Raw genomic sequence first — 19,117 nt, 5'->3', positions numbered from 1 at the left:
AGACGGCGCGCAAGGAGACGGCGCGCAAGGAGACGGCGCGCAAGGAGACGGCGCGCAAGGAGACGGCGCGCAAGGAGACGGCGCGCAAGGAGACGGCGCGCAAGGAGACGGCGCGCAAGGAGACGGCGCGCAAGGAGACGGCGCGGAACGAGTCGGTGCGGGGAGCGCCGGCCAAGCCCGCCCGGAAGAAGCCGCCCGCCGGCCGGGCGCCCGGCAAGGCCGGCGCGCGGACGGCCCGCGGCGGCCGCCCGGCCGCGACGCGGACCCGGCCCGGCGGCTCCGGGCCGCGGCCGCCGGGCCGGGGCCCGCGCACCCGCGTGCCGTTCAACCGCCGCGACCCGATGAAGCGCCTCAACGCGGGCCTGCTCGCCGTCGCGTTCGTGCTGTCGCTGTTCGCCGGGCGGCTCGTCCAGCTGCAGACGATCGAGTCCGGGAAGTACACCGAGGAGGCGATGCGGCAGCGGCTGCAGGAGATCACGCTGCCCGCCGTCCGCGGCGACATCACCGACGCCCAGGGGCATCCGCTCGCCATGACGGTGGAGGCCCGGGCCATCTACGCCGACCCGTCGCTGATCGACGCCGGCCGGCGGCAGTCGGTGGTGAACGCGCTCGCCCCGACGCTCGGCCTGGACCCGGCGGCGCTGATGAAGCAGATCAGCAAGCCCGGCACCCGGTTCGTGTACCTGGCGCACGGCGTCCGGCCCGACCAGGCGCGGCTCATCACCGGCTGGAACCTGCCCGGGATCGGCACCCTGCCGGAATACCGCCGCGAGTATCCCAACGATTCGCTGGCCGCCGGCGTCATAGGTTTCGTGAACGACACGGGGAAGGGCGCCGCGGGCCTGGAGAGCTCCATGAACGGCGTGCTCGCCGGGCGCGCGGGCTGGCAGCGGGTGGAGATCAGCCTTGAGGGCCAGCACATCCCCATGGGCGAAGACCAGAAGCGCCCCCCCGTCCCGGGCCGCGGCGTCCGCCTGACGCTGCAGCGCGACCTGCAGTTCAAGGCGCAGGAGGCCATCGAGAAGCAGGTGAAGGCCACCCGGGCCGACAGCGGCAGCGTCATCGTGATGGACCCGCGCACCGGCAAGCTGCTCGCGATGGCGTCCGCGCCCGGGTTCGACCCGAACCGCTACGCCGAGGCCGACCGGTCCCGCTGGGGGAGCCCGCTGGTGCAGGACGCCTACGAGCCCGGCAGCACCGGCAAGGTCGTCACGGCCGCCGCCGTCATGGAGTACGGCGGCGTCACCCCGCGGACGCCCTACACCGTCCCCGACAAGATCAAGAAGTACGACGTCGTGTTCCACGACTCGCACCCCCACCCGACCGAGCGGCTCACGTTCGCGGGGGTGCTGGCCAAGTCCAGCAACGTCGGCACCATCCTGGCCAGCCAGAGCATCACCTCGCAGCAGCTCTACCGGACGCTGCGCGACTTCGGGTTCGGGCAGAAGACCGGGCTGCCGCTGCCCGGTGAGACGCCCGGCCTGCTGGAGCCCCCGGACAAGTGGTCGGGCACCGACCGGTACCCGATCGCCTTCGGGCAGACGGTGTCGGTGAACGCGGTGCAGATGGCGAGCGTGTACGCGACGATCGCCAACGGCGGCGTCCGCGTCGCGCCGACCCTCGTCGAGGGGACGGTCGGCGAGGACGACGAGTTCACCCCCGCGCCGCCGCCCGCGCGCAAGCAGGTGATCAGCGCGGAGACCGCGCGGCAGATCAGCGACATGCTGGAGGGCGTCACCACCGACGAGGGCACCGCCCCCAAGGCCCAGATCAAGGGGTACCGCGTGGCCGGCAAGACCGGCACCGCCGAGATCGTCAACCCGCGCTGCGGGTGCTACGACGGCGGCGGCTACACCGCGTCGTTCGCGGGGTTCGCCCCGGCGGACGACCCTCAGCTCGTCGTGCAGGTCGTCCTGCAGGACCCGAAGCGGGGCAGCCACTATGGTGGCGATGTGGCCGCACCGGTCTTCAAGGACGTGATGAGCTTCGCCCTGCAGTCCGAGAAGATCCCGCCGACGGGGAGCCGACCGCCGATCATCCAGATCCACGCCGGGGACTGACGGCAGCGAGTACCCTCCTCGCCTGTGAGTCCACCACCCCTGTCCCACCAGTCCCGTTTCGCTCGCACCGAAAGAACAGCCATGCGTCCGACCACCAATCCGGCCCGTCCGCTGAGCGGGCTCGCGGAGCTTCTGGGGATCGAGTGGGGCGGCCGGGACGGAACCTCGGTCACGGGCATCACCCACGACTCGCGGGCGGTGCTGCCCGGCGACGTCTACGCGGCGCTGCCGGGCGCCCGCGCCCACGGCGCCCAGTTCGCCGGCCAGGCCGCCGACGCGGGCGCGGCGGCCGTCCTCACCGACCCCGACGGGTACGACCGGGCGGCCCGGACGGGCCTGCCGGTCCTCGTGGTGCCGGACGTCCGCGCGCGGCTCGGCGACGCCTCCTCGTGGGTGTACGGCGACCCGGGGCGCGACATCACGCTCATCGGCGTCACCGGTACCAGCGGCAAGACCACGACCGTGTTCCTGGTCGACGCGGGGCTGCGCGCCGCCGGGATCGAGACGGGCCTGGTCGGCGGCGTCGAGATCCGGGTGGGCGGCGAGCGGGTGCCGAGCGCGCTCACCACCCCCGAGGCGACCGACCTGCACGCGCTGCTGGCGGTGATGCGCGAGCGCGGCGTCGGCGCCGCCGCGATGGAGGTGTCCAGCCACGCGCTCGTGCAGGGCCGCGTCGGCGGCGCCCGCTACGAGGTCGCGGTGTTCACGAACCTCTCCCAGGACCACCTCGACTACCACCCGACCATGCAGGACTACTTCCTGGCGAAGGCGCGGCTGTTCACGCCGGAGTACTCGCGCGTCGGCGTGGTGAACCTGGACGACCACTACGGCCGGGAGCTGCTGGAGATCGCCGCGGTGCCCACGACGACGTTCTCCGCGTCGGGCGACCCGGCGGCCGACTGGCGGGCCGAGGACGTGCGCGTCGGCGCCGACGGCGGCGTGTTCCGCGTCGTCGGCCCCGGCGGGATCGAGGCGGACGCCGAGGTCGCGCTCGCCGGGCCGTTCAACGTCGCCAACGCGCTCGCCGCGATCGTCGCGCTGGTCGAGGCGGGCGTCCCGCTGCAGGCCGCCGTGCGCGGGGTCGCGTCGCTGCCCGGCGTCCCCGGCCGGCTGGAGCGCGTCGACGAGGGCCAGGACTTCGTCGCCCTCGTCGACTACTCGCACAAGCCCGGCGCGGTCGAGGCCGTGCTGAACGCGCTGCGGCCCGTCACCGAGGGCAGTCTCACGGTGGTGCTCGGCTGCGGCGGCGACCGCGACCGCGGCAAGCGGCCGCTGATGGGGGAGGCCGCCGCCCGGCTGGCCGACACGGCGTACTTCACCAACGACAACCCGAGGTCGGAAGATCCGCTGGCGATCCTCGCCGCTATGGTCGAGGGCGGGCTCAAGGTGCCGCAGCCAGAGCGCGCGCACATCGTCGTGGAGCCCGACCGCGCCGCCGCGATCGGGCTGGCCGTCGGCCGCGCCCGCCGCGGCGACGTCCTGGTCGTCGCGGGCAAGGGCCACGAGCAGGGGCAGAACGTGGCGGGCGAGGTGCATCCGTTCGACGACCGGGAGGTCGTCCGCGCGGCGCTCCGGCGCCGGACACGAGGGACTAGAGGGGACGGGACGCAGGCGTGATCCCACTTCCGCTGGCGACGATCGCGGAGATCACGGGAGGCACCGTGCACGGGCCTCCGGACGCCGTGGTGACCGGTCCCGTCGTCATCGACTCCCGCGCCGTGGAGCCCGGGGCGCTGTTCGCGGCGCTGAAGGGCGAGCGCGCGGACGGGCACGACTTCGCCGCCGCGGCGCTGGCCGCCGGTGCGGCCGGAGTGCTCGCGCAGCGTCCCGCCGGGCAGGCCGGCGAAGGGCCGTGCGTCGTCGTGCCCGACGTCCAGGAGGCGCTCGGCCGGCTGGCCCGCGGCCTGCTGGAGCGGCTGCCGGACGTCACCGTCTTCGCCGTGACCGGCTCCGCCGGCAAGACCTCCACCAAGGACCTCATCGCGCAGCTGGTCGCCCGCGCCGGGCCCACCGTGCACCCGCCGGGCTCGTTCAACAACGAGATCGGGCTGCCGCTCACCGTGCTGCGCGCGGACGCCGGGACCCGCCACCTCGTCCTGGAGATGGGCGCGCGCGGGATCGGCCACATCGCCTACCTCACCGGGATCGCGCGGCCCGACGTCGGGGTGGTGCTGAACGTCGGCACCGCGCACGTCGGGGAGTTCGGCAGCCGGGAGAACATCGCCCGCGCCAAGGGCGAGATCGTGGAGGCGGTGCCGCCGGGCGGGACCGCCGTCCTCAACGCCGACGACCCGCTGGTCGCCGCGATGGCGTCCCGCACCCGGGGGGAGGTCGTCACGTTCGGCCGCGCGCCGGACGCGGCGGTCCGCGCCGCGGACGAGACGCTCGACGAGCAGGGCCGGCCCCGGTTCACCCTGGTCACCCCGGAGGGCTCGGCGCCGGTCGCGCTGCGCCTGCACGGCGCGCACGCCGTCCCGAACGCGCTCGCCGCGGCCGCCGCCGCGCGCGCCGCGGGGCTCGCGCCCGGCGCGATCGCCGAGGCGCTGTCGGCGGCGGTGCCGGCCAGCCGGTGGCGGATGGAGGTCACCGAGCGGGCCGACGGCGTCACCGTGGTGAACGACGCCTACAACGCCAACCCCGACTCGGTGCGCGCCGCCCTCGACGTGCTCGCGCACATGGCGCGCGGGCGCCGCGCCTACGCGGTGCTGGGGGAGATGGCCGAACTCGGCGACGCCTCCGTGGCGGAACATGCCAAGATCGGGCAGCATGTCGCGCGCAGCGGGATCGCCGGGCTCGTCGTCGTCGGCGCGAACGCGGCGGCGATGGCCGAAGGGGCCGGGCAGGTGGCGTCATGGACGGGAGAGTGCGTGCAGGTGGATGACGTCGGCGCGGCGGTGACCGCGCTCAGCGAGCGGCTCGCGCCGCGGGACGTCGTACTGGTGAAGGGCTCCCGCGTGGCCGGACTGGAACGGGTGGCCGAGGCGCTCCTCGCGGAGGCGGCCCGATGACCAACATCATCATCGCCGCGGGGGTCGCGCTGGTCTTCGTGATGGTCGGCACGCCGGTGTGGATCCGGATCGTGAACCGGCTCGGCTACGGCCAGATGATCCGCGACGAGGGCCCGGAGGCGCACCTCAAGAAGCGCGGCACCCCCACGATGGGCGGGGCGGTCTTCATCGTCGGCGCGCTCGTCGGCTACGCGGCGGCGCACCTGGTCACCGGGAACGAGCCGACGATCTCCGGGCTCCTGGTGCTGTTCCTGATGACGGGCCTCGGCCTCGTCGGGTTCGTCGACGACTACATCAAGGTGTTCAAGCAGCGCAGCCTCGGGCTGCGCAGCGGCGCGAAGATGATCGGGATCATCCTGGTCGGCGTCGTGTTCGCCGTCGCGTCGCTGAACTTCCCCAACGGCTACGACGTCACCCCCGCCGACCCCCACCTGAGCTTCCTGCGCGACTTCGGCCCCTCGATCGGCCCGTACCTGTTCGTGATCTGGGCGCTGCTGCTCATCGCGGCGATGTCCAACGGCGTGAACCTCACCGACGGCCTGGACGGCCTCGCCGCGGGCCCGGCCGGCATGGTGCTGGCCGCCTACGTGATCATCGGGAACTGGCAGCTGCGCAACAGCTGCACCGACTTCGCGCTCGCCCCCAACTGCTACAGCGTCCGCGACCCCCTCGACCTCGCGGTCGTCGCCGCGGCCATGCTCGGCGGCGTGTTCGGCTTCCTGTGGTGGAACGCCCCGCCCGCGAAGATCTTCATGGGCGACACCGGCTCGCTGGCCCTCGGCGGCGTGCTGGTCGGCCTCGCGATCCTCACCCGCACCCAGCTGCTGCTCGCCATCCTGTGCGGCCTGATCGTGATGATCACCTTGTCGGTGATCATCCAGGTCGGCAGCTTCAAGGTGACGGGGAAGTTCATGCCGCAGCCGAAACGCGTGTTCAAGATGGCCCCGCTGCAGCACCACTTCGAGCTGTCCGGCTGGGCCGAGACCACGATCGTCGTGCGCTTCTGGCTGATGTCCGCGCTGTTCACCGCGATCGGCATCGGCCTGTTCTACCTGGAATGGATGCCGAAGAAGTGAGCCGCTCCTGGAACGGCCTCCGGGTGTGCGTCGCCGGCCTGGGCGTGTCCGGCCGCGCCGCCGCCCGCGTCCTCGCCGGGCGCGGCGCCCGCGTCACCGTCGTGGACGCCCGCGACGGGGAGGAGCAGCGCGGGCACGCCGCCGAGCTGGAGGAGCGCGGGGTCGCCGTCCGCCTCGGCGACGGGGAGAGCCTGCCCGCGGGCACCGAGCTCGTCGTGACCTCGCCCGGGTGGCGGCCGGACGTGCCGCTGCTCGCCGCGGCCGCCGCCGCGGGCATCGAGATCATCGGCGAGGTCGAGCTGGCGTGGCGGCTCCGCGGGCCGGGCGCGGCGCCGTGGCTGGCCGTCACCGGCACGGACGGCAAGACGACCGTCGTCCGGATGCTGGCCTGCATGCTCACCGCCGCCGGCCGCAAGGCCCTCGCCGTCGGCAACGTGGGGACCCCCGTCGTGGAGGCCGTCGCGGGTCCCGGCGAGCAGTACGACGTGCTCGCGGTGGAGCTGTCGAGCTACCAGCTGCACTGGTCCGGCTCGCTCGCCCCGGAGGCGGCGGCGGTGCTGAACGTCGCCCCCGACCACCTCGACTGGCACGGCTCCATGGACGCCTACGTGGGCGCCAAGGGCAAGATCTACGCGCGGTGCGGCGTCGCGGTCTACAACGCCGACGACGACACGTCCGCCGCGCTCGCCGAGGGAGCGGAGCGGCGCGCCGGGTTCACCCTCCGGGTGCCGCGCCCCGGCGAGCTCGGCGTCGTCGAGGACCTCCTCGTCGACCGCGCGTTCACCGGCGACCCCGCGAACCGCGCCGAGGAGCTGGCCGCGCTCGCCGACGTCCGCCCGTACGCGCCGCACAACGTCGCGAACGCGCTGGCCGCCGCCGCGCTGGCCCGCGCGTTCGGCGTGCCGGCGGAGGCCGTCCGGGAGGGCCTGCGCTCGTTCGTGCCCGACCCGCACCGCATCCAGCACGTCGCCGACGTCGCGGGCGTCGCCTACGTCAACGACTCCAAGGCGACCCAGCCGCACGCCGCCGCCGCGTCCCTCGCCGCCTACGAGAGCGTCGTGTGGATCGCCGGGGGCCTCCTCAAGGGGCTGGACGTCGACGACCTGGTGCGCTCCTGCGCCGGGCGGCTGCGCGGCGCCGTGCTGATGGGGCGCGACCGGGGGCGGATCGCGGAGGCACTCGCGCGACACGCGCCGGATGTCCCGGTCGTGGACGTCCCCGACACCGACACTGGGGCCATGGACCGCGTCGTCAGCGAAGCCTCAGCCCTCGCCCGCCCCGGGGACACCGTCCTCCTCGCGCCCGTGGGGGCGTCCTTCGACATGTTCGCCAACTACCCGGCCCGCGGGGACGCCTTCATCGCGGCCGTCGAGCGCCTCGCCGGGGCGGCCGGCCGGGGGGACGCCCCCGGGGACCCCCGCTAGCCGTGTCCGCCGCGGCCGAGGAGGAGGGCGGCCGGCGTCCGGGGCCACGGGAGCAGGTGGTCGCCGCCGTCGGGCTGCTCGACCGGCCCCTCACCTCCTACTACCTGGTGCTGGGCTGCTCGATGATGCTGCTCGCGCTCGGGCTGACGATGGTGCTGTCGGCCTCCATCGTGAAGCAGATCCAGGCGACCGGGTCGGCGTACACGCTGTTCCAGAAGCAGGCGGTGTGGGTGGCGATCGGGCTGCCCGGCATGTGGCTGGCGTCCCGGCTGCCGGTGAAGACGTTCCGCGCGCTCGCCTACCCGATGCTGCTCCTGTCGATCGTCTGCCTGGCGCTGGTGCTCGTCCCCGGGCTCGGGCGCAGCGCGGGCGGCGCCACCCGCTGGGTCGACCTCGGGCCGGTGCAGATCCAGCCGTCCGAGCTCGCCAAGCTCGCCCTCGTGCTGTGGGGCGCCGACCTGCTGGCCCGCAAGGACCGGCTCGGCCAGCTCACCGAGTGGCGGCCGCTGCTCGTCCCGCTGATGCCGGGCGCTGGCGTCCTGGTCCTGCTCGTCATGCTGGGCAGCGACCTCGGCACCACGCTGGTGCTGCTCACGATCTTCCTGGCGCTGCTGTGGGTCGTCGGCGCGCCCGGGCGGCTGTTCGTCGGCATCGCCGGGCTCGTCGCGCTGCTCGTGTCGATCCTCATCGTCGTCGAGCCGTACCGGATGCAGCGCCTCACCGGGTTCCTCGACCCGTCCGGCAACAAGCTGACCACCAACTACCAGGGCACCCAGGGGCTGTACGCGGTCGCGTCCGGCGGGCTGTTCGGCACCGGCATCGGCGAGGGCCGCGCCAAGTGGGACTACCTCCCGCACGCCGAGACCGACTTCATCTTCGCGATCGTGGGGGAGGAGTTCGGGCTCGCCGGCACCCTCGTCGTCCTCGGCCTGTTCGGGATGCTCGCCTACGCCGGGCTGCGCATCGCGCGGCGGGTGAAGGACCCGTTCACCCGGCTCGCCGCCGCGGGCGCCACGGCGTGGCTGGTCGTGCAGGCGGTCGTGAACATCGGCGCGGTCATCGCCGTCCTACCCATTACGGGGATCCCGCTTCCGCTGGTGTCGTACGGCGGCTCGGCGCTCATCCCGAGCCTGTTCGCGCTCGGGATGCTGCTCGCCTTCGCCAAACGCGAGCCCGGCGCGCGGCAGGCACTCTCCGCACGTGGCCCCGGACCGGTCGTGAGGGCTCTAAGCTGGCTGGGTCTGGCACGGCGTTGAAATCCCCCCTTCGAACACGCTGAGGAGTTGTCAACGAGCATGAGGGTTGTCCTGGCCGGCGGGGGCACCGCCGGACACATCGAGCCCGCGCTGGCCCTCGCCGACGCGCTGCGCCGCAACGACCCGAACACGGGGATCGTCTGCCTCGGGACGGAGCGGGGGCTGGAGACCCGACTCGTCCCGCAGCGCGGCTACGAGCTCGCGCTCATCCCGCCGGTGCCGCTGCCGCGCACCCTGACCCCGCAGCTGCTGTCGGTCCCCGGCCGGCTGCGCGGCGCGATCAACGCGGCGGCGGCCGTCCTGGACCAGGCCCGGGCCGACATCCTGGTCGGCTTCGGCGGGTACGTCGCCACCCCCGGCTACCTCGCGGCCCGCAAGCGCAAGGTGCCGATCATCGTGCACGAGGCCAACCCCAAGCCCGGCCTCGCCAACAAGCTCGGCGCCCGGTTCACCGAGCACGTCGCGGTCTCGCACGCCGACTCGCCGCTGCCGAACGCCACGTTCGTCGGCATCCCGCTGCGCCGCGAGATCGCCACCCTCGACCGGCTCGCGATGGGCGACAAGGCCCGCTCCTACTTCGGGCTGCTGCCCGACCTGCCCACGCTGCTGATCTTCGGCGGCTCGCAGGGCGCCCGCTCGCTGAACCAGGCCGCGGTGGCCGCCGCGCCGTACTTCCGGCAGGCGGGCATCCAGGTGCTGCACATCGTCGGGCCGAAGAACACCGAGGAGCCCGAGCCCGCGTCCGGCGGCCCGCAGTACGTCACCATCCCGTACTGCGACCGGATGGACCTCGCCTACGCCGCCGCCGACATGGCCATGTGCCGCGCCGGCGCGATGACGTGCGCCGAGCTGGCGGCGGTGGCGCTGCCCGCGGTGTACGTGCCGCTGCCGATCGGCAACGGCGAGCAGCGCCTCAACGCCGAGCCGATCGTCGCGGCGGGCGGCGGCATGCTCGTCGACAACGCCGAGCTGTCGCCCGACTGGATCGCCCGGAACCTGCTGCCGGTGCTGGCCGACCCGGCCCGCGTCGCGCACATGTCGGAGGCCGCCGGCCGGATGGGCCGCCGGGACGCCGACGTCGCGCTCGCCCGGATGGTGTACGACGTGGTCCGCCAGGCGGGCGCCGCGCGATGAACCCGATCGACCCGGGGGAGGTCGTCCCCGCCGACGCGCTCGGCAGGGTGCACTTCATCGCGATCGGCGGCGCCGGGATGTCCGGCGTCGCCCGCATCATGCTGCGCCGCGGCATGGCGGTGTCCGGCAGCGACGCCCGCGACTCCGAGCTGCTCGCCCAGCTCGGCGACCTCGGCGCCAAGGTGTTCGTCGGGCACGACGCCGCGCACGTCGGCGACGCCGACACGGTGGTGGTCTCCACGGCGATCCGGGAGACCAACCCCGAGCTGGTCGCCGCCCGCGAGCGGGGGCTGCGCGTCCTGCACCGGTCGGAGGCGCTCGCGTCCCTCATGGCCGGGCGGCGCGCCGTCGCGGTCGCCGGGACGCACGGCAAGACCACCACCACGTCGATGCTGACGGTCGCGCTGCAGCACGCGGGCGCCGACCCGTCCTACTGCATCGGCGGGCAGCTCGTCACCACCGGCCTCGGCGCCGACGAGGGCTCCGGCGACGTGTTCGTCGCCGAGGCCGACGAGAGCGACGGCTCGTTCCTCCGGTACACCCCGCACATCGCGGTCGTCACCAACGTCGAGGCCGACCACCTCGACAACTACGGCGGCTTCGAGATGGTGAAGGAGAACTTCGCGCGGTTCGTCGACCGCGTCGAGCCCGGCGGGACGCTCGTCGCCGGCGCGGACGACCCCGTCGCGATGGAGCTCGCCGGCCGGGCGCGGGCGCGCGGGCTCGCCGTCCGCACCTACGGGACGGCCGAGGGCGCCGACCTGCGGGTGACCGGGTTCACCCCGCGCGGCCTCGGCTCCCGGTTCACCGTGGAGGGCTCCGGCGAGGGCGGGGACGGGGCCGGCGAGGTCGTGCTCGCCGTGCCGGGGCGGCACAACGCGCTCAACGCCGCCGCCGTCGTCGCGGTCGCGCAGGCGCTCGGCGTGGACGGCGCGGCCGTGCGGGCGGGCCTCGCCGCGTTCGGCGGCGCGATGCGGCGGCTGGAGCGCAAGGGCGAGGCGGGCGGCGTCGAGGTGTTCGACAGCTACGCCCACCACCCCACCGAGCTGACCGCCGACCTGGAGGCCACCCGCGACTACCTGGGGGAGCAGGGGCGGGGCGGCCGGATCGTCGCGGTGTTCCAGCCGCACCTGTACAGCCGCACCCGGTTCTTCGCCGCCGAGTTCGGCGCGGCCCTCGGCCTCGCCGACGCCGCGGTCGTGCTCGACGTGTACGGCGCCCGCGAGGACCCGGAGCCCGGGGTGACCGGCGCCCTCGTCGCCGACGCCGTCCCGGCCGGCACCGAGACCGTCTACGCGCCCGTCCGGGACGAGGCGCCCGCCGTCGCGGCGTCCCTCGCCCGGCCCGGCGACGTCGTGATCACGCTGGGCGCGGGCGACGTGACGCAGCTCGGCCCGCTCGTCCTGGACCGCCTCGCCGCGTCCTGAGTGACACGCCGCCGCCCGCGCGGTCGGCGGCGCCGGGGCGCGGAACTGCCAAGCTTGGGTCATGACCGAGGCGCAGACGGACCGGCGCGCCGCCGCCGCCGCGGCCGGCGGGGGCCGCGGCGGTCCCGGCCGGTGGAAGGCGATCTTCGTCACGCTGCTGGTGGTCGGCGCGCTCGGCCTGGTGACATGGGTGCTGCTCGGCTCCCGGCTGCTGGTGGTGCGGCACGTCGAGGTCGCCGGCGCCGCGCTGGCGCCGCGCGACCGGATCGTCGCCGCCGCCGGGATCCACCTCGGCACGCCGATGGCGCGGCTGCGCACCGGCGCGATCGGGGAGCGGGTCGAGCGGCTCCGCGAGGTCGAGTCGGCGGAGATCGAGCGGCACTGGCCGGGGACGGTCCGGATCGTCGTGCGGGAGCGGGTCCCGGTCGCGGTGTTCGAGCGCGGCGGCCGCTACCACCTCCTCGACCGGCACGGCGTCGTCGTCGCCGACGGGGAGACCCGCCCGTCCGGGCTGCCGGCGCTGGCGGTCGCCTCGCCGGGGCCGTCCGACAAGGCGACCCGCGCGGCGCTCACCGTGCTGACCGGCCTGCCGGAACGGCTGCGCGGCGGCGTCTCCGAGGTGGAGGCCACCGGCCCGGAGGCGGTCAGCCTGCACATGAAGAACGGGCAGACGGTGGTGTGGGGGGCCGCCGAGCGGGCACGGGAGAAGATCCGGCTGCTGGACGCCGTGCGGCGCACCGCGGCCGGCCGCGCCGTCCGCACCGTCGACGTCAGCTCCCCCGAGGTCCTCAAGACCAAGTGACCCGGAAGAAGTGATCCGGGGGAAGTGGACCGGGTGCGTGTGTCGCGGCGATTCCGGCGGCCCGATCGGGCACGCTGGAACGGTCATGCCGGACCGATGCGGACGAGGGAGGGACGAGCCGGTGTACAGCACCCGCCGTACGGGCGCATGTCCGAGCCCAACCAGGGCAAACCTGTGCCAGGTGCGACACGCCGGTGGAGTTCGGGGGAGGTTAGTTGACCCTGGCGGTAAGGCCGCCCTACTGTCCGTATCAGTCTTCAGGTTGACATAACTGTAAGCCTCAAGTTGAGGGTGAGGGTTTGAGGCCCCGCCCCCAGTGCACAGGTCGGGAAAACCGCGGCGGCACGGTCGGCAGACCGGTCAGGGCGGTCGGAGAGAGCGGAAAGGCCCCTCGTCGTGGCAGCACCGCAGAACTACCTCGCGGTCATCAAGGTCGTCGGCATCGGCGGCGGCGGCGTCAATGCCGTCAACCGGATGATCGAAGAGGGTCTCAAGGGCGTCGAGTTCATCGCGATCAACACGGACGCCCAGGCGCTGCTGATGAGTGACGCCGACGTGAAACTGGACGTGGGCCGCGAGCTCACCCGCGGCCTCGGCGCCGGGGCCAACCCCGACGTCGGCCGGAAGGCCGCCGAGGACCACCGGGAGGAGATCGAGGAGGTCCTCAAGGGCGCCGACATGGTGTTCGTCACCGCCGGGGAGGGCGGCGGCACCGGCACCGGCGGCGCGCCCGTCGTCGCCAACATCGCCCGCTCGCTGGGCGCGCTGACGATCGGCGTGGTCACCCGCCCGTTCAGCTTCGAGGGCAAGCGCCGCGCGATGCAGGCCGAGGCCGGCATCGAGACGCTGCGCGACGAGGTCGACACCCTCATCGTCATCCCCAACGACCGGCTGCTGTCGATCTCCGACCGGCAGGTCAGCGTGCTGGACGCCTTCAAGGCCGCCGACCAGGTGCTCCTGTCCGGTGTCCAGGGCATCACCGACCTCATCACCACCCCGGGCCTGATCAACCTCGACTTCGCCGACGTCAAGTCCGTCATGTCCGGCGCGGGCTCCGCGCTGATGGGCATCGGGTCGGCGCGCGGCGACGACCGCAGCGTCGCCGCCGCCGAGATGGCGATCTCCAGCCCGCTGCTGGAGGCCAGCATCGACGGCGCGCACGGCGTGCTGCTGTCCATCTCCGGCGGCTCCGACCTCGGGCTCTTCGAGATCAACGAGGCCGCGCAGCTGGTGTCGAACGCGGCCGCGCCGGACGCCAACATCATCTTCGGCGCGGTCATCGACGACGCGCTCGGCGACGAGGTCCGGGTCACGGTGATCGCGGCGGGTTTTGACGAGGGGCGCCCTAGCAAGCCGGCTCCCGAGCCGGAGAGCAAGCGGCTGCCCCCGCCTCCGCCCCGCCCGGTCCCGGCGCCCGCGTCCGCGCCGCCCGCCAACCCGATCCCCAGCAAGGTCGGGCGGGCCGAGCCGGCGGGCGCGCACCGGCCCGCGGGCCAGCAGGCCGGGCAGCAGGGCACGCAGCAGTCGGTGGCGCAGGCCGCCGCCGCCCCGCACCCGCCCGCGCAGGCGTCCGCGCCGGCCGCGCCGTCCGCCCCGGCCGCGCCGCGGGCTGAGAGCGACCGGGCGCAGGGGCGCGACGACCGCGCGTCCGGGCGCGGCGACCGCGACGAGCCCGCCCGGCCGGACGCCGCCGCGGCCGGCCCCCCGGGCGACCGCGACGCCGACTCCGGCGGCACCCGCGCGCCCGCGCCGCGCCAGCCCACCGAGCAGGCGTCGTCCCCCCGCGTGCACGCGGGCGAGAACGACGGCGGCCCCGCCTCCTCCGGGCAGCGCCGCCGTCCCGTGGTGTTCGACGAGGACGACGACCTCGACGTCCCCGACTTCCTGAAGTGATCACCGCCGTCGCCCTGGGCGACGGCGTCGGCGCCGCCTTCACCGGCCGCGCCGGCGGCGTGAGCAGGCCCCCCTACGACTCCCTGAACCTGGGCGGCGCGGTCGGCGACGACCCCGCCGCCGTGCTCGGCAACCGGCGGCGCGCCGCCGAGGCGCTCGGCGTCGACCCCGGCCGCACCGTGTTCATGCGGCAGGTGCACGGCGCGGACGTCGCCTTCGTCACCTCCCCCGAGACCCCCGGCCCCGTCGACGCCGTCGTCACGACCGTCCCCGGCCTCGCCCTCGCCGTCCTCGTCGCAGACTGCGCGCCCGTGCTGCTGGCCGACCCCGAAGCCCGGGTCGTCGGCGCCGCCCACTCCGGCCGCCCCGGCACCGCCGCCGGGGTCGTCCCCGCGCTGGTGCGGGCGATGTGCGAGCACGGCGCCGACCCCGCCCGGATGACCGCCGCGATCGGGCCCGCCGCGTGCGGGCGCTGCTACGAGGTGCCCGCCGGGATGCGGGACGAGGTCGCCGCCGCCGTGCCCGCCGCGCACTCCACCACGTCCCGCGGCACGCCCGGCCTGGACATCCGCGCCGGCGTCGCCGCGCAGCTCGCGTCCGCCGGGGTCGCCGCCGTCGAGACCGACCCGCGCTGCACCATCGAGGACCCCGGCCTCTTCTCCTACCGCCGCGAGGGCCGCACCGGCCGCTTCGCCGGCTACGTCTGGCTCAAGGACGGCCCCGTCCGGAAGGACGGCTCCCCCCAGTCCCTCAAGAACGACTCGCCCGAGGACCGCGCGTGACCGACGAGAGGAAGCCCACCCCCGAGGAGCGCCGGGCGGAGCTGGCCGAGAGCCTCGCCGCGGTGCGCGCCCGCATCGCCGCCGCCTGCGCCGCCGCGGGACGGGACGAGAGCGAGCTCACCCTCATCGCGGTGACCAAGACCTTCCCCGCCTCCGATGTGCGGCTCCTGGCCGGACTCGGCCTGACCGACATCGGCGAGAACCGCGACCAGGAGGCCGGGCCGAAGGCCGCCGAATGCGCCGACCTGCCGCTCACCTGGCACTTCGTCGGGAGGCTGCAGACCAACAAGGCCCGCGCGGTCGCCCGGTACGCCGACGTCGTCCACTCGGTGGACCGCTCCAGGCTGGTGACGGCGCTGTCGGACGCCGCCGTCCGCGCCGGCCGGACGCTGCGCTGCCTCGTCCAGGTCTCGCTGGACGAGGACCCGGACGGCGGCGCGGACGGCGCCGGGGGCCCGGGCGGCCGGGGCGGCGCCGCGCCCGGCGCCGTGCCGGGGCTGGCCGACGAGATCGCCGGGGCCGCCGGCCTGGAACTCGGCGGCGTGATGGCCGTCGCACCGCTCGGCGCCGACCCGCTGCCCGCCTTCACCCGGCTCGCGGGGATCGCGGCGGAGATCAGGCGGAACCATCCGGACGCCCGGATCGTCAGTGCGGGTATGAGCGGCGATCTGGAGCAGGCGATCGCGTGCGGCGCGACACACCTGCGGGTCGGTACGGCGTTGCTCGGCGGCCGACGGGCAATCGTCAGGTAATGTCCCCCCAGTGGTACCTGCCGGAACGCGGGCCGCCACTACGGATCAGTCCACCGGCGGCTCTGGACGCGCCCGAGGCCGCCACCACAGGACACGGAGGGGCGTATGGCCAGCGCGATGCGCAAGATGGCGGTCTACCTCGGCCTTGTGGAGGACGACCGTTACGACGACAAGTACGGCGACTACGACGAGTACGAGGTCTACGACGACGAGACCGACCCCGGGCAGAGCCGTCGTCGCGAGGACGAATCCGGCGGTCAGCTTACCCGAGCGGAGGAGACCGCGGACCGGGATCGCGACCATCACTCCGCGTCGACCATCGAACGACGCTCCGTGGCGCTCTACGAGTCCGGTACCACGGACCTGGCTCGTATCACTACTCTGCATCCAAGGACCTACAACGAGGCTCGGACCATCGGGGAGCACTTCAGGGAGGGCACGCCGGTGATCATGAATCTGACCGAGATGGTCGACAGCGACGCCAAGCGTCTGGTCGACTTCGCGGCGGGTCTCGTGTTCGGCCTGCACGGGAGCATCGAGCGTGTTACGAACAAGGTGTTCCTGCTGTCGCCCGCCAACGTGGAGGTGACGGCGGAGGACAAGGCCCGGATGGCGGAACGTGGGTTCTTCAACCAAAGCTGAGAGTCGCATGCGAGAGAATCAGTGAACATCGCTGGACAGGTACTGACGTACCTCCTGTACTTCTTCCTCCTCTTCCTGATCGGGAGGCTGGTGCTGGAGGTCGTGCAGTCGTTCGCCCGCCAGTGGAAGCCGTCCGGGGTGGTGCTGGTGATCGCCGAGGCGACCTACACCGTCACCGATCCGCCCCTGAAACTGCTGAGGCGTTTCATCCCGCCCGTCCGGCTGGGTAACGTTGCACTGGACCTCAGCTTCACCGTGCTCATCCTTGTGGTCTGGATCCTGATCATGGTCATCGGCTCCATATTCGGCGGTCCGTAGACCGATCGGATACCGTCCTTCAGGGACAGACTCCAAGCGCGCCAAGGAGACGAGAACATGCCGCTGACACCCGCCGACGTGCGGAACAAGCAGTTCAGTACCACCAGGCTGAGGCCGGGGTACGACGAGGAGGAGGTGGACGCCTTCCTCGACGAGGTCGAGGCGGAGCTCGACCGCCTCATCCAGGAGAACGAGGAGCTGCGGGCCAAGCTGGCCGAATGCCTGCGCGGCAAGGTTCCCGCCATGGCCGCTCCCATCGTGGAGCCGAAGCCGGACGTCCAGAAGATCCCCGAGCCTCCGCGCCCCGAGCCGCAGCCGCAGCCCGAGCCGGAGCCCGCCCCTCTCGGCGGCCTCGGCATGGCGCCCGCGCCCTCCGGCGAGGACAACATGGACACCGCGGCGCGCGTCCTCGCGCTGGCGCAGCAGACCGCCGACCAGGCGATCGCCGACGCCCGCCGGGAGGCCGACGAGACGCTCGGCCGCGCCCGCCGGGAGGCCGAGGAGATCCTCGGCAAGGCCCGCCGGCAGGCCGACCAGATCGTCAGCGAGGCGCGCTCGCGCGCCGAGGCCCTCGACCGCGACGCCCAGGAGCGGCACCGCCAGGTCATGGGCTCGCTCGTGCAGCAGCGCGAGGAGCTGGAGCGCGAGGTCGACAACCTGCGCGCGTTCGAGCGCGAGTACCGCAGCCGCCTGAAGGTGTACCTGGAGGGCCAGCTCCGCGACCTGGAGGCGGGCAGCACCGAGACCGGCGCGTTCGCCGCCGTCCCGGGCGCGGCCCCCGCCCAGTCGCAGCAGAACGCGCCGCAGGGTCCGCAGACCGGACCGCAGGGCGGCCTGCCCCACGCGGAGAACCGCAACGGCGCCGCGGGCGGCCCGTCTCCCGCGCCCGGCCAGTTCCCGCCGCCCGGCGAGCACGGCCAGCAGGTCCAGCACTCGGCGACCGGCGCGTTCCACGCGGGCGGCGACAACCCGCCGCACGACCGGCGCTGATCGCGGCCGCGCAGGCGGTAGTGTCGTCCCGACCCCCGCGCCGGGCGTGGCAGCGGCGCCACCCCGGTGATGCCGGGCGGTCGCACGGGACGGCCGCCGGGCCCGTCGCGCGGCCCGGAGCCGAGCGGTCCGAACGAGTGGGAGAGACCCTGTGATCATCCTGAGTGGCGTTCTCGTGGTGGTGGCGATCGCCCTGCTGGTAGCGGGAATCGTCGCCGGCAACGGAGACAGCGCCCAGGTGTTCGGCCTGGACGCGCTGGTGGTGATCTACATATCGATCGCCGTCAGCATCGTCTCGGCGCTGTGCCTGGCCATCGGGGTGTTCCTGCGGCGCAAGGAGCTCTGGGGGCCCGGAGCCTCCGCGGCACCGGCCCGCCCCGCCAAGAAGTCCAAGAAGGAAAAGCGCAAGAAGGCCGCGCCCCCGGCGCCGGCGAAGAGCGCCCCGGCCGCCCCGGCGGCCGCCGCACCCGCCGCCGACCCGGACGACGACGCGATGGAGCTGCCCCCACCGCCCGCCGACGTCCCCGACGACGCGCTCGTGTTCGTCGTCCGCGGCCGCAAGCGCTACCACCTCGACACGTGCCGGCAGCTCGCCGGGCGCGACGCCGAGGAGCTGACCTACGCCGAAGCCAAGGAGGAGGGGTTCAGCCCCTGCACCGCCTGCATGCCCGACACCGCACTGGCGGCGCGCGCCGCGGCGTCGGCGCCCGCGGCCCCCGGCTCCGGCGGCCGGGACGCGGGCGGCACGGCGGCGGGCCGCGAGCCCGGTGCGGCGCGCTCCGAGGGCGGCCTGGCGGGCCTCGCCAAGCCGGCGCCCGCGCCGCACTCCGCGCCGTCCCCCTTCGACAGGCCCGGAGCCTCCGACCGGACCGCCGAGATCCCGCGGGCGGACGAGCCCGCGAACCCCGCCGGTCCGACCCTGACCGACCTGCCCGTCACCGGGCTGTTCGGCAAGGCGGCCGGGAAGGCGCCCAGCGCGCCGGAGACGGCCGATGAATCCGAGTCGCGGGAGCGGGAGCCGGAGGTCCGCTCCGTCTGGGACAGGCCCGCTGAGACCGAATCCGCGGCACCGGACGCCGTGGTCGACCCGGGGCCGTCCCCGTACGCCGGTGCGGACACGCCGCCGAAGCCCCGCCACGCCCGCGACACGGCCTCCGAAGCGCACTCCGGCCCGGCCTACGGCACGTCCGGGGAGGAGCCCCGTGACGAAGCCGGGGACCTGCCCGGCGAAAGCGGCGCTCGCACGGCGGAGCCGGAGCAGGCCCCGGAGCCCGAGCCCGCACCCGAGCCCGAGCCGTCCGGCGCGGACGCCGCCGACGACGAGCCGCACGGCGAACCGGAGGGGGAGGGCCCGCAGGTCCGCATCCTGAGCGGCACCAAGCGCTACCACCGCGTCGACTGCGCCCTCATCGAGGACATCGGCGACGAGGCCGACGACCTGGAGTCGCTGTCCCGCGCGGAGGCGAAGTCCCGGGGCTGCACGCCCTGCCTGGTCTGCCAGCCCGACCGCGAACACGCCCGCGACTGACCACCGCCCCGCAGATCACCCGCCC

The 19,117-nt window shown here is 74.5% G+C and carries 16 protein-coding genes; all 16 read left to right on the top strand.

What is annotated here, in order from left to right; genetic code table 11:
- Positions 1–2,060, top strand: a 2,060-nt coding sequence (locus ACIWVC_RS17225) for a penicillin-binding transpeptidase domain-containing protein (protein ID WP_396454313.1), incomplete at its 5' end; no start/stop codon positions are given.
- 81 nt (positions 2,061–2,141) lie between these two features.
- On the top strand, positions 2,142–3,677 hold the full coding sequence (locus tag ACIWVC_RS17220; protein WP_396448221.1) for a UDP-N-acetylmuramoyl-L-alanyl-D-glutamate--2,6-diaminopimelate ligase: 1,536 nt from the start codon (positions 2,142–2,144) through the stop codon (positions 3,675–3,677).
- A complete protein-coding gene (gene murF, locus ACIWVC_RS17215; RefSeq protein WP_396448220.1) occupies positions 3,674–5,068 on the top strand; it encodes a UDP-N-acetylmuramoyl-tripeptide--D-alanyl-D-alanine ligase in 1,395 nt (464 codons plus the stop codon). The genes ACIWVC_RS17220 and murF overlap by 4 nt, the downstream gene beginning before the upstream one ends.
- Complete coding sequence (mraY, locus tag ACIWVC_RS17210; RefSeq protein ID WP_396448219.1) at positions 5,065–6,144, top strand: phospho-N-acetylmuramoyl-pentapeptide-transferase; 1,080 nt, start codon at positions 5,065–5,067, stop codon at positions 6,142–6,144. The genes murF and mraY overlap by 4 nt, the downstream gene beginning before the upstream one ends.
- Complete coding sequence (murD, locus tag ACIWVC_RS17205; RefSeq protein ID WP_396448218.1) at positions 6,126–7,568, top strand: UDP-N-acetylmuramoyl-L-alanine--D-glutamate ligase; 1,443 nt, start codon at positions 6,126–6,128, stop codon at positions 7,566–7,568. The genes mraY and murD overlap by 19 nt, the downstream gene beginning before the upstream one ends.
- Before the next feature lie 2 nt (positions 7,569–7,570).
- A complete protein-coding gene (ftsW, locus tag ACIWVC_RS17200; RefSeq protein WP_396448217.1) occupies positions 7,571–8,824 on the top strand; it encodes a putative lipid II flippase FtsW in 1,254 nt (417 codons plus the stop codon).
- A gap of 39 nt (positions 8,825–8,863) precedes the next feature.
- A complete protein-coding gene (gene murG, locus ACIWVC_RS17195) occupies positions 8,864–9,958 on the top strand; it encodes an undecaprenyldiphospho-muramoylpentapeptide beta-N-acetylglucosaminyltransferase (protein ID WP_396448216.1) in 1,095 nt (364 codons plus the stop codon).
- The gene (gene murC / locus ACIWVC_RS17190; RefSeq protein WP_396448215.1) at positions 9,955–11,385 is read left to right on the top strand and encodes a UDP-N-acetylmuramate--L-alanine ligase; all 1,431 of its coding nucleotides are present in this window, start codon (positions 9,955–9,957) and stop codon (positions 11,383–11,385) included. Before murG ends, murC begins: the two co-directional genes overlap by 4 nt.
- 61 nt (positions 11,386–11,446) lie before the next feature.
- Positions 11,447–12,187: a cell division protein FtsQ/DivIB gene (locus ACIWVC_RS17185; RefSeq protein WP_396448214.1), complete on the top strand. Its 741-nt coding sequence runs from the start codon at positions 11,447–11,449 to the stop codon at positions 12,185–12,187.
- A 396-nt stretch (positions 12,188–12,583) separates the two neighbouring features.
- Complete coding sequence (ftsZ, locus tag ACIWVC_RS17180; RefSeq protein ID WP_396454312.1) at positions 12,584–14,080, top strand: cell division protein FtsZ; 1,497 nt, start codon at positions 12,584–12,586, stop codon at positions 14,078–14,080.
- Positions 14,077–14,862: a peptidoglycan editing factor PgeF gene (gene pgeF / locus ACIWVC_RS17175; RefSeq protein ID WP_396447812.1), complete on the top strand. Its 786-nt coding sequence runs from the start codon at positions 14,077–14,079 to the stop codon at positions 14,860–14,862. The genes ftsZ and pgeF overlap by 4 nt, the downstream gene beginning before the upstream one ends.
- Entirely contained in the window at positions 14,859–15,614 is a 756-nt protein-coding gene (locus tag ACIWVC_RS17170; RefSeq protein WP_396447813.1) for a YggS family pyridoxal phosphate-dependent enzyme, read from the top strand. Before pgeF ends, ACIWVC_RS17170 begins: the two co-directional genes overlap by 4 nt.
- 105 nt (positions 15,615–15,719) lie before the next feature.
- On the top strand, positions 15,720–16,256 hold the full coding sequence (locus ACIWVC_RS17165; RefSeq protein ID WP_396447814.1) for a cell division protein SepF: 537 nt from the start codon (positions 15,720–15,722) through the stop codon (positions 16,254–16,256).
- A 21-nt stretch (positions 16,257–16,277) separates the two neighbouring features.
- Complete coding sequence (locus ACIWVC_RS17160) at positions 16,278–16,574, top strand: YggT family protein (RefSeq protein WP_396447815.1); 297 nt, start codon at positions 16,278–16,280, stop codon at positions 16,572–16,574.
- A gap of 57 nt (positions 16,575–16,631) precedes the next feature.
- Complete coding sequence (locus tag ACIWVC_RS17155; RefSeq protein WP_396447816.1) at positions 16,632–17,564, top strand: DivIVA domain-containing protein; 933 nt, start codon at positions 16,632–16,634, stop codon at positions 17,562–17,564.
- 151 nt (positions 17,565–17,715) lie between these two features.
- Positions 17,716–19,092, top strand: a complete 1,377-nt coding sequence (locus ACIWVC_RS17150) for a hypothetical protein (RefSeq protein WP_396447817.1) — start codon at positions 17,716–17,718, stop codon at positions 19,090–19,092.
- The last annotated feature ends 25 nt before the right edge of the window (positions 19,093–19,117 follow it).

The organism is Actinomadura sp., from assembly GCF_044508335.1.
Lineage (GTDB): Bacteria > Actinomycetota > Actinomycetes > Streptosporangiales > Streptosporangiaceae > Spirillospora.
The sequence above is the reverse complement of the archived record's forward strand: the minus strand, read 5'-3'. Positions and strand labels throughout refer to the sequence as shown.

Coding starts and splice junctions, on each gene's coding strand:
- murG (WP_396448216.1), top strand. CDS start 8,864: ATGAGGGTTGTCCTGGCCGGCGGGGGCACCGCCGGACACATCGAGCCC.
- mraY (WP_396448219.1), top strand. CDS start 5,065: ATGACCAACATCATCATCGCCGCGGGGGTCGCGCTGGTCTTCGTGATG.
- murC (WP_396448215.1), top strand. CDS start 9,955: ATGAACCCGATCGACCCGGGGGAGGTCGTCCCCGCCGACGCGCTCGGC.
- murD (WP_396448218.1), top strand. CDS start 6,126: ATGGATGCCGAAGAAGTGAGCCGCTCCTGGAACGGCCTCCGGGTGTGC.
- ACIWVC_RS17185 (WP_396448214.1), top strand. CDS start 11,447: ATGACCGAGGCGCAGACGGACCGGCGCGCCGCCGCCGCCGCGGCCGGC.
- ACIWVC_RS17220 (WP_396448221.1), top strand. CDS start 2,142: ATGCGTCCGACCACCAATCCGGCCCGTCCGCTGAGCGGGCTCGCGGAG.
- ACIWVC_RS17155 (WP_396447816.1), top strand. CDS start 16,632: ATGCCGCTGACACCCGCCGACGTGCGGAACAAGCAGTTCAGTACCACC.
- ACIWVC_RS17165 (WP_396447814.1), top strand. CDS start 15,720: ATGGCCAGCGCGATGCGCAAGATGGCGGTCTACCTCGGCCTTGTGGAG.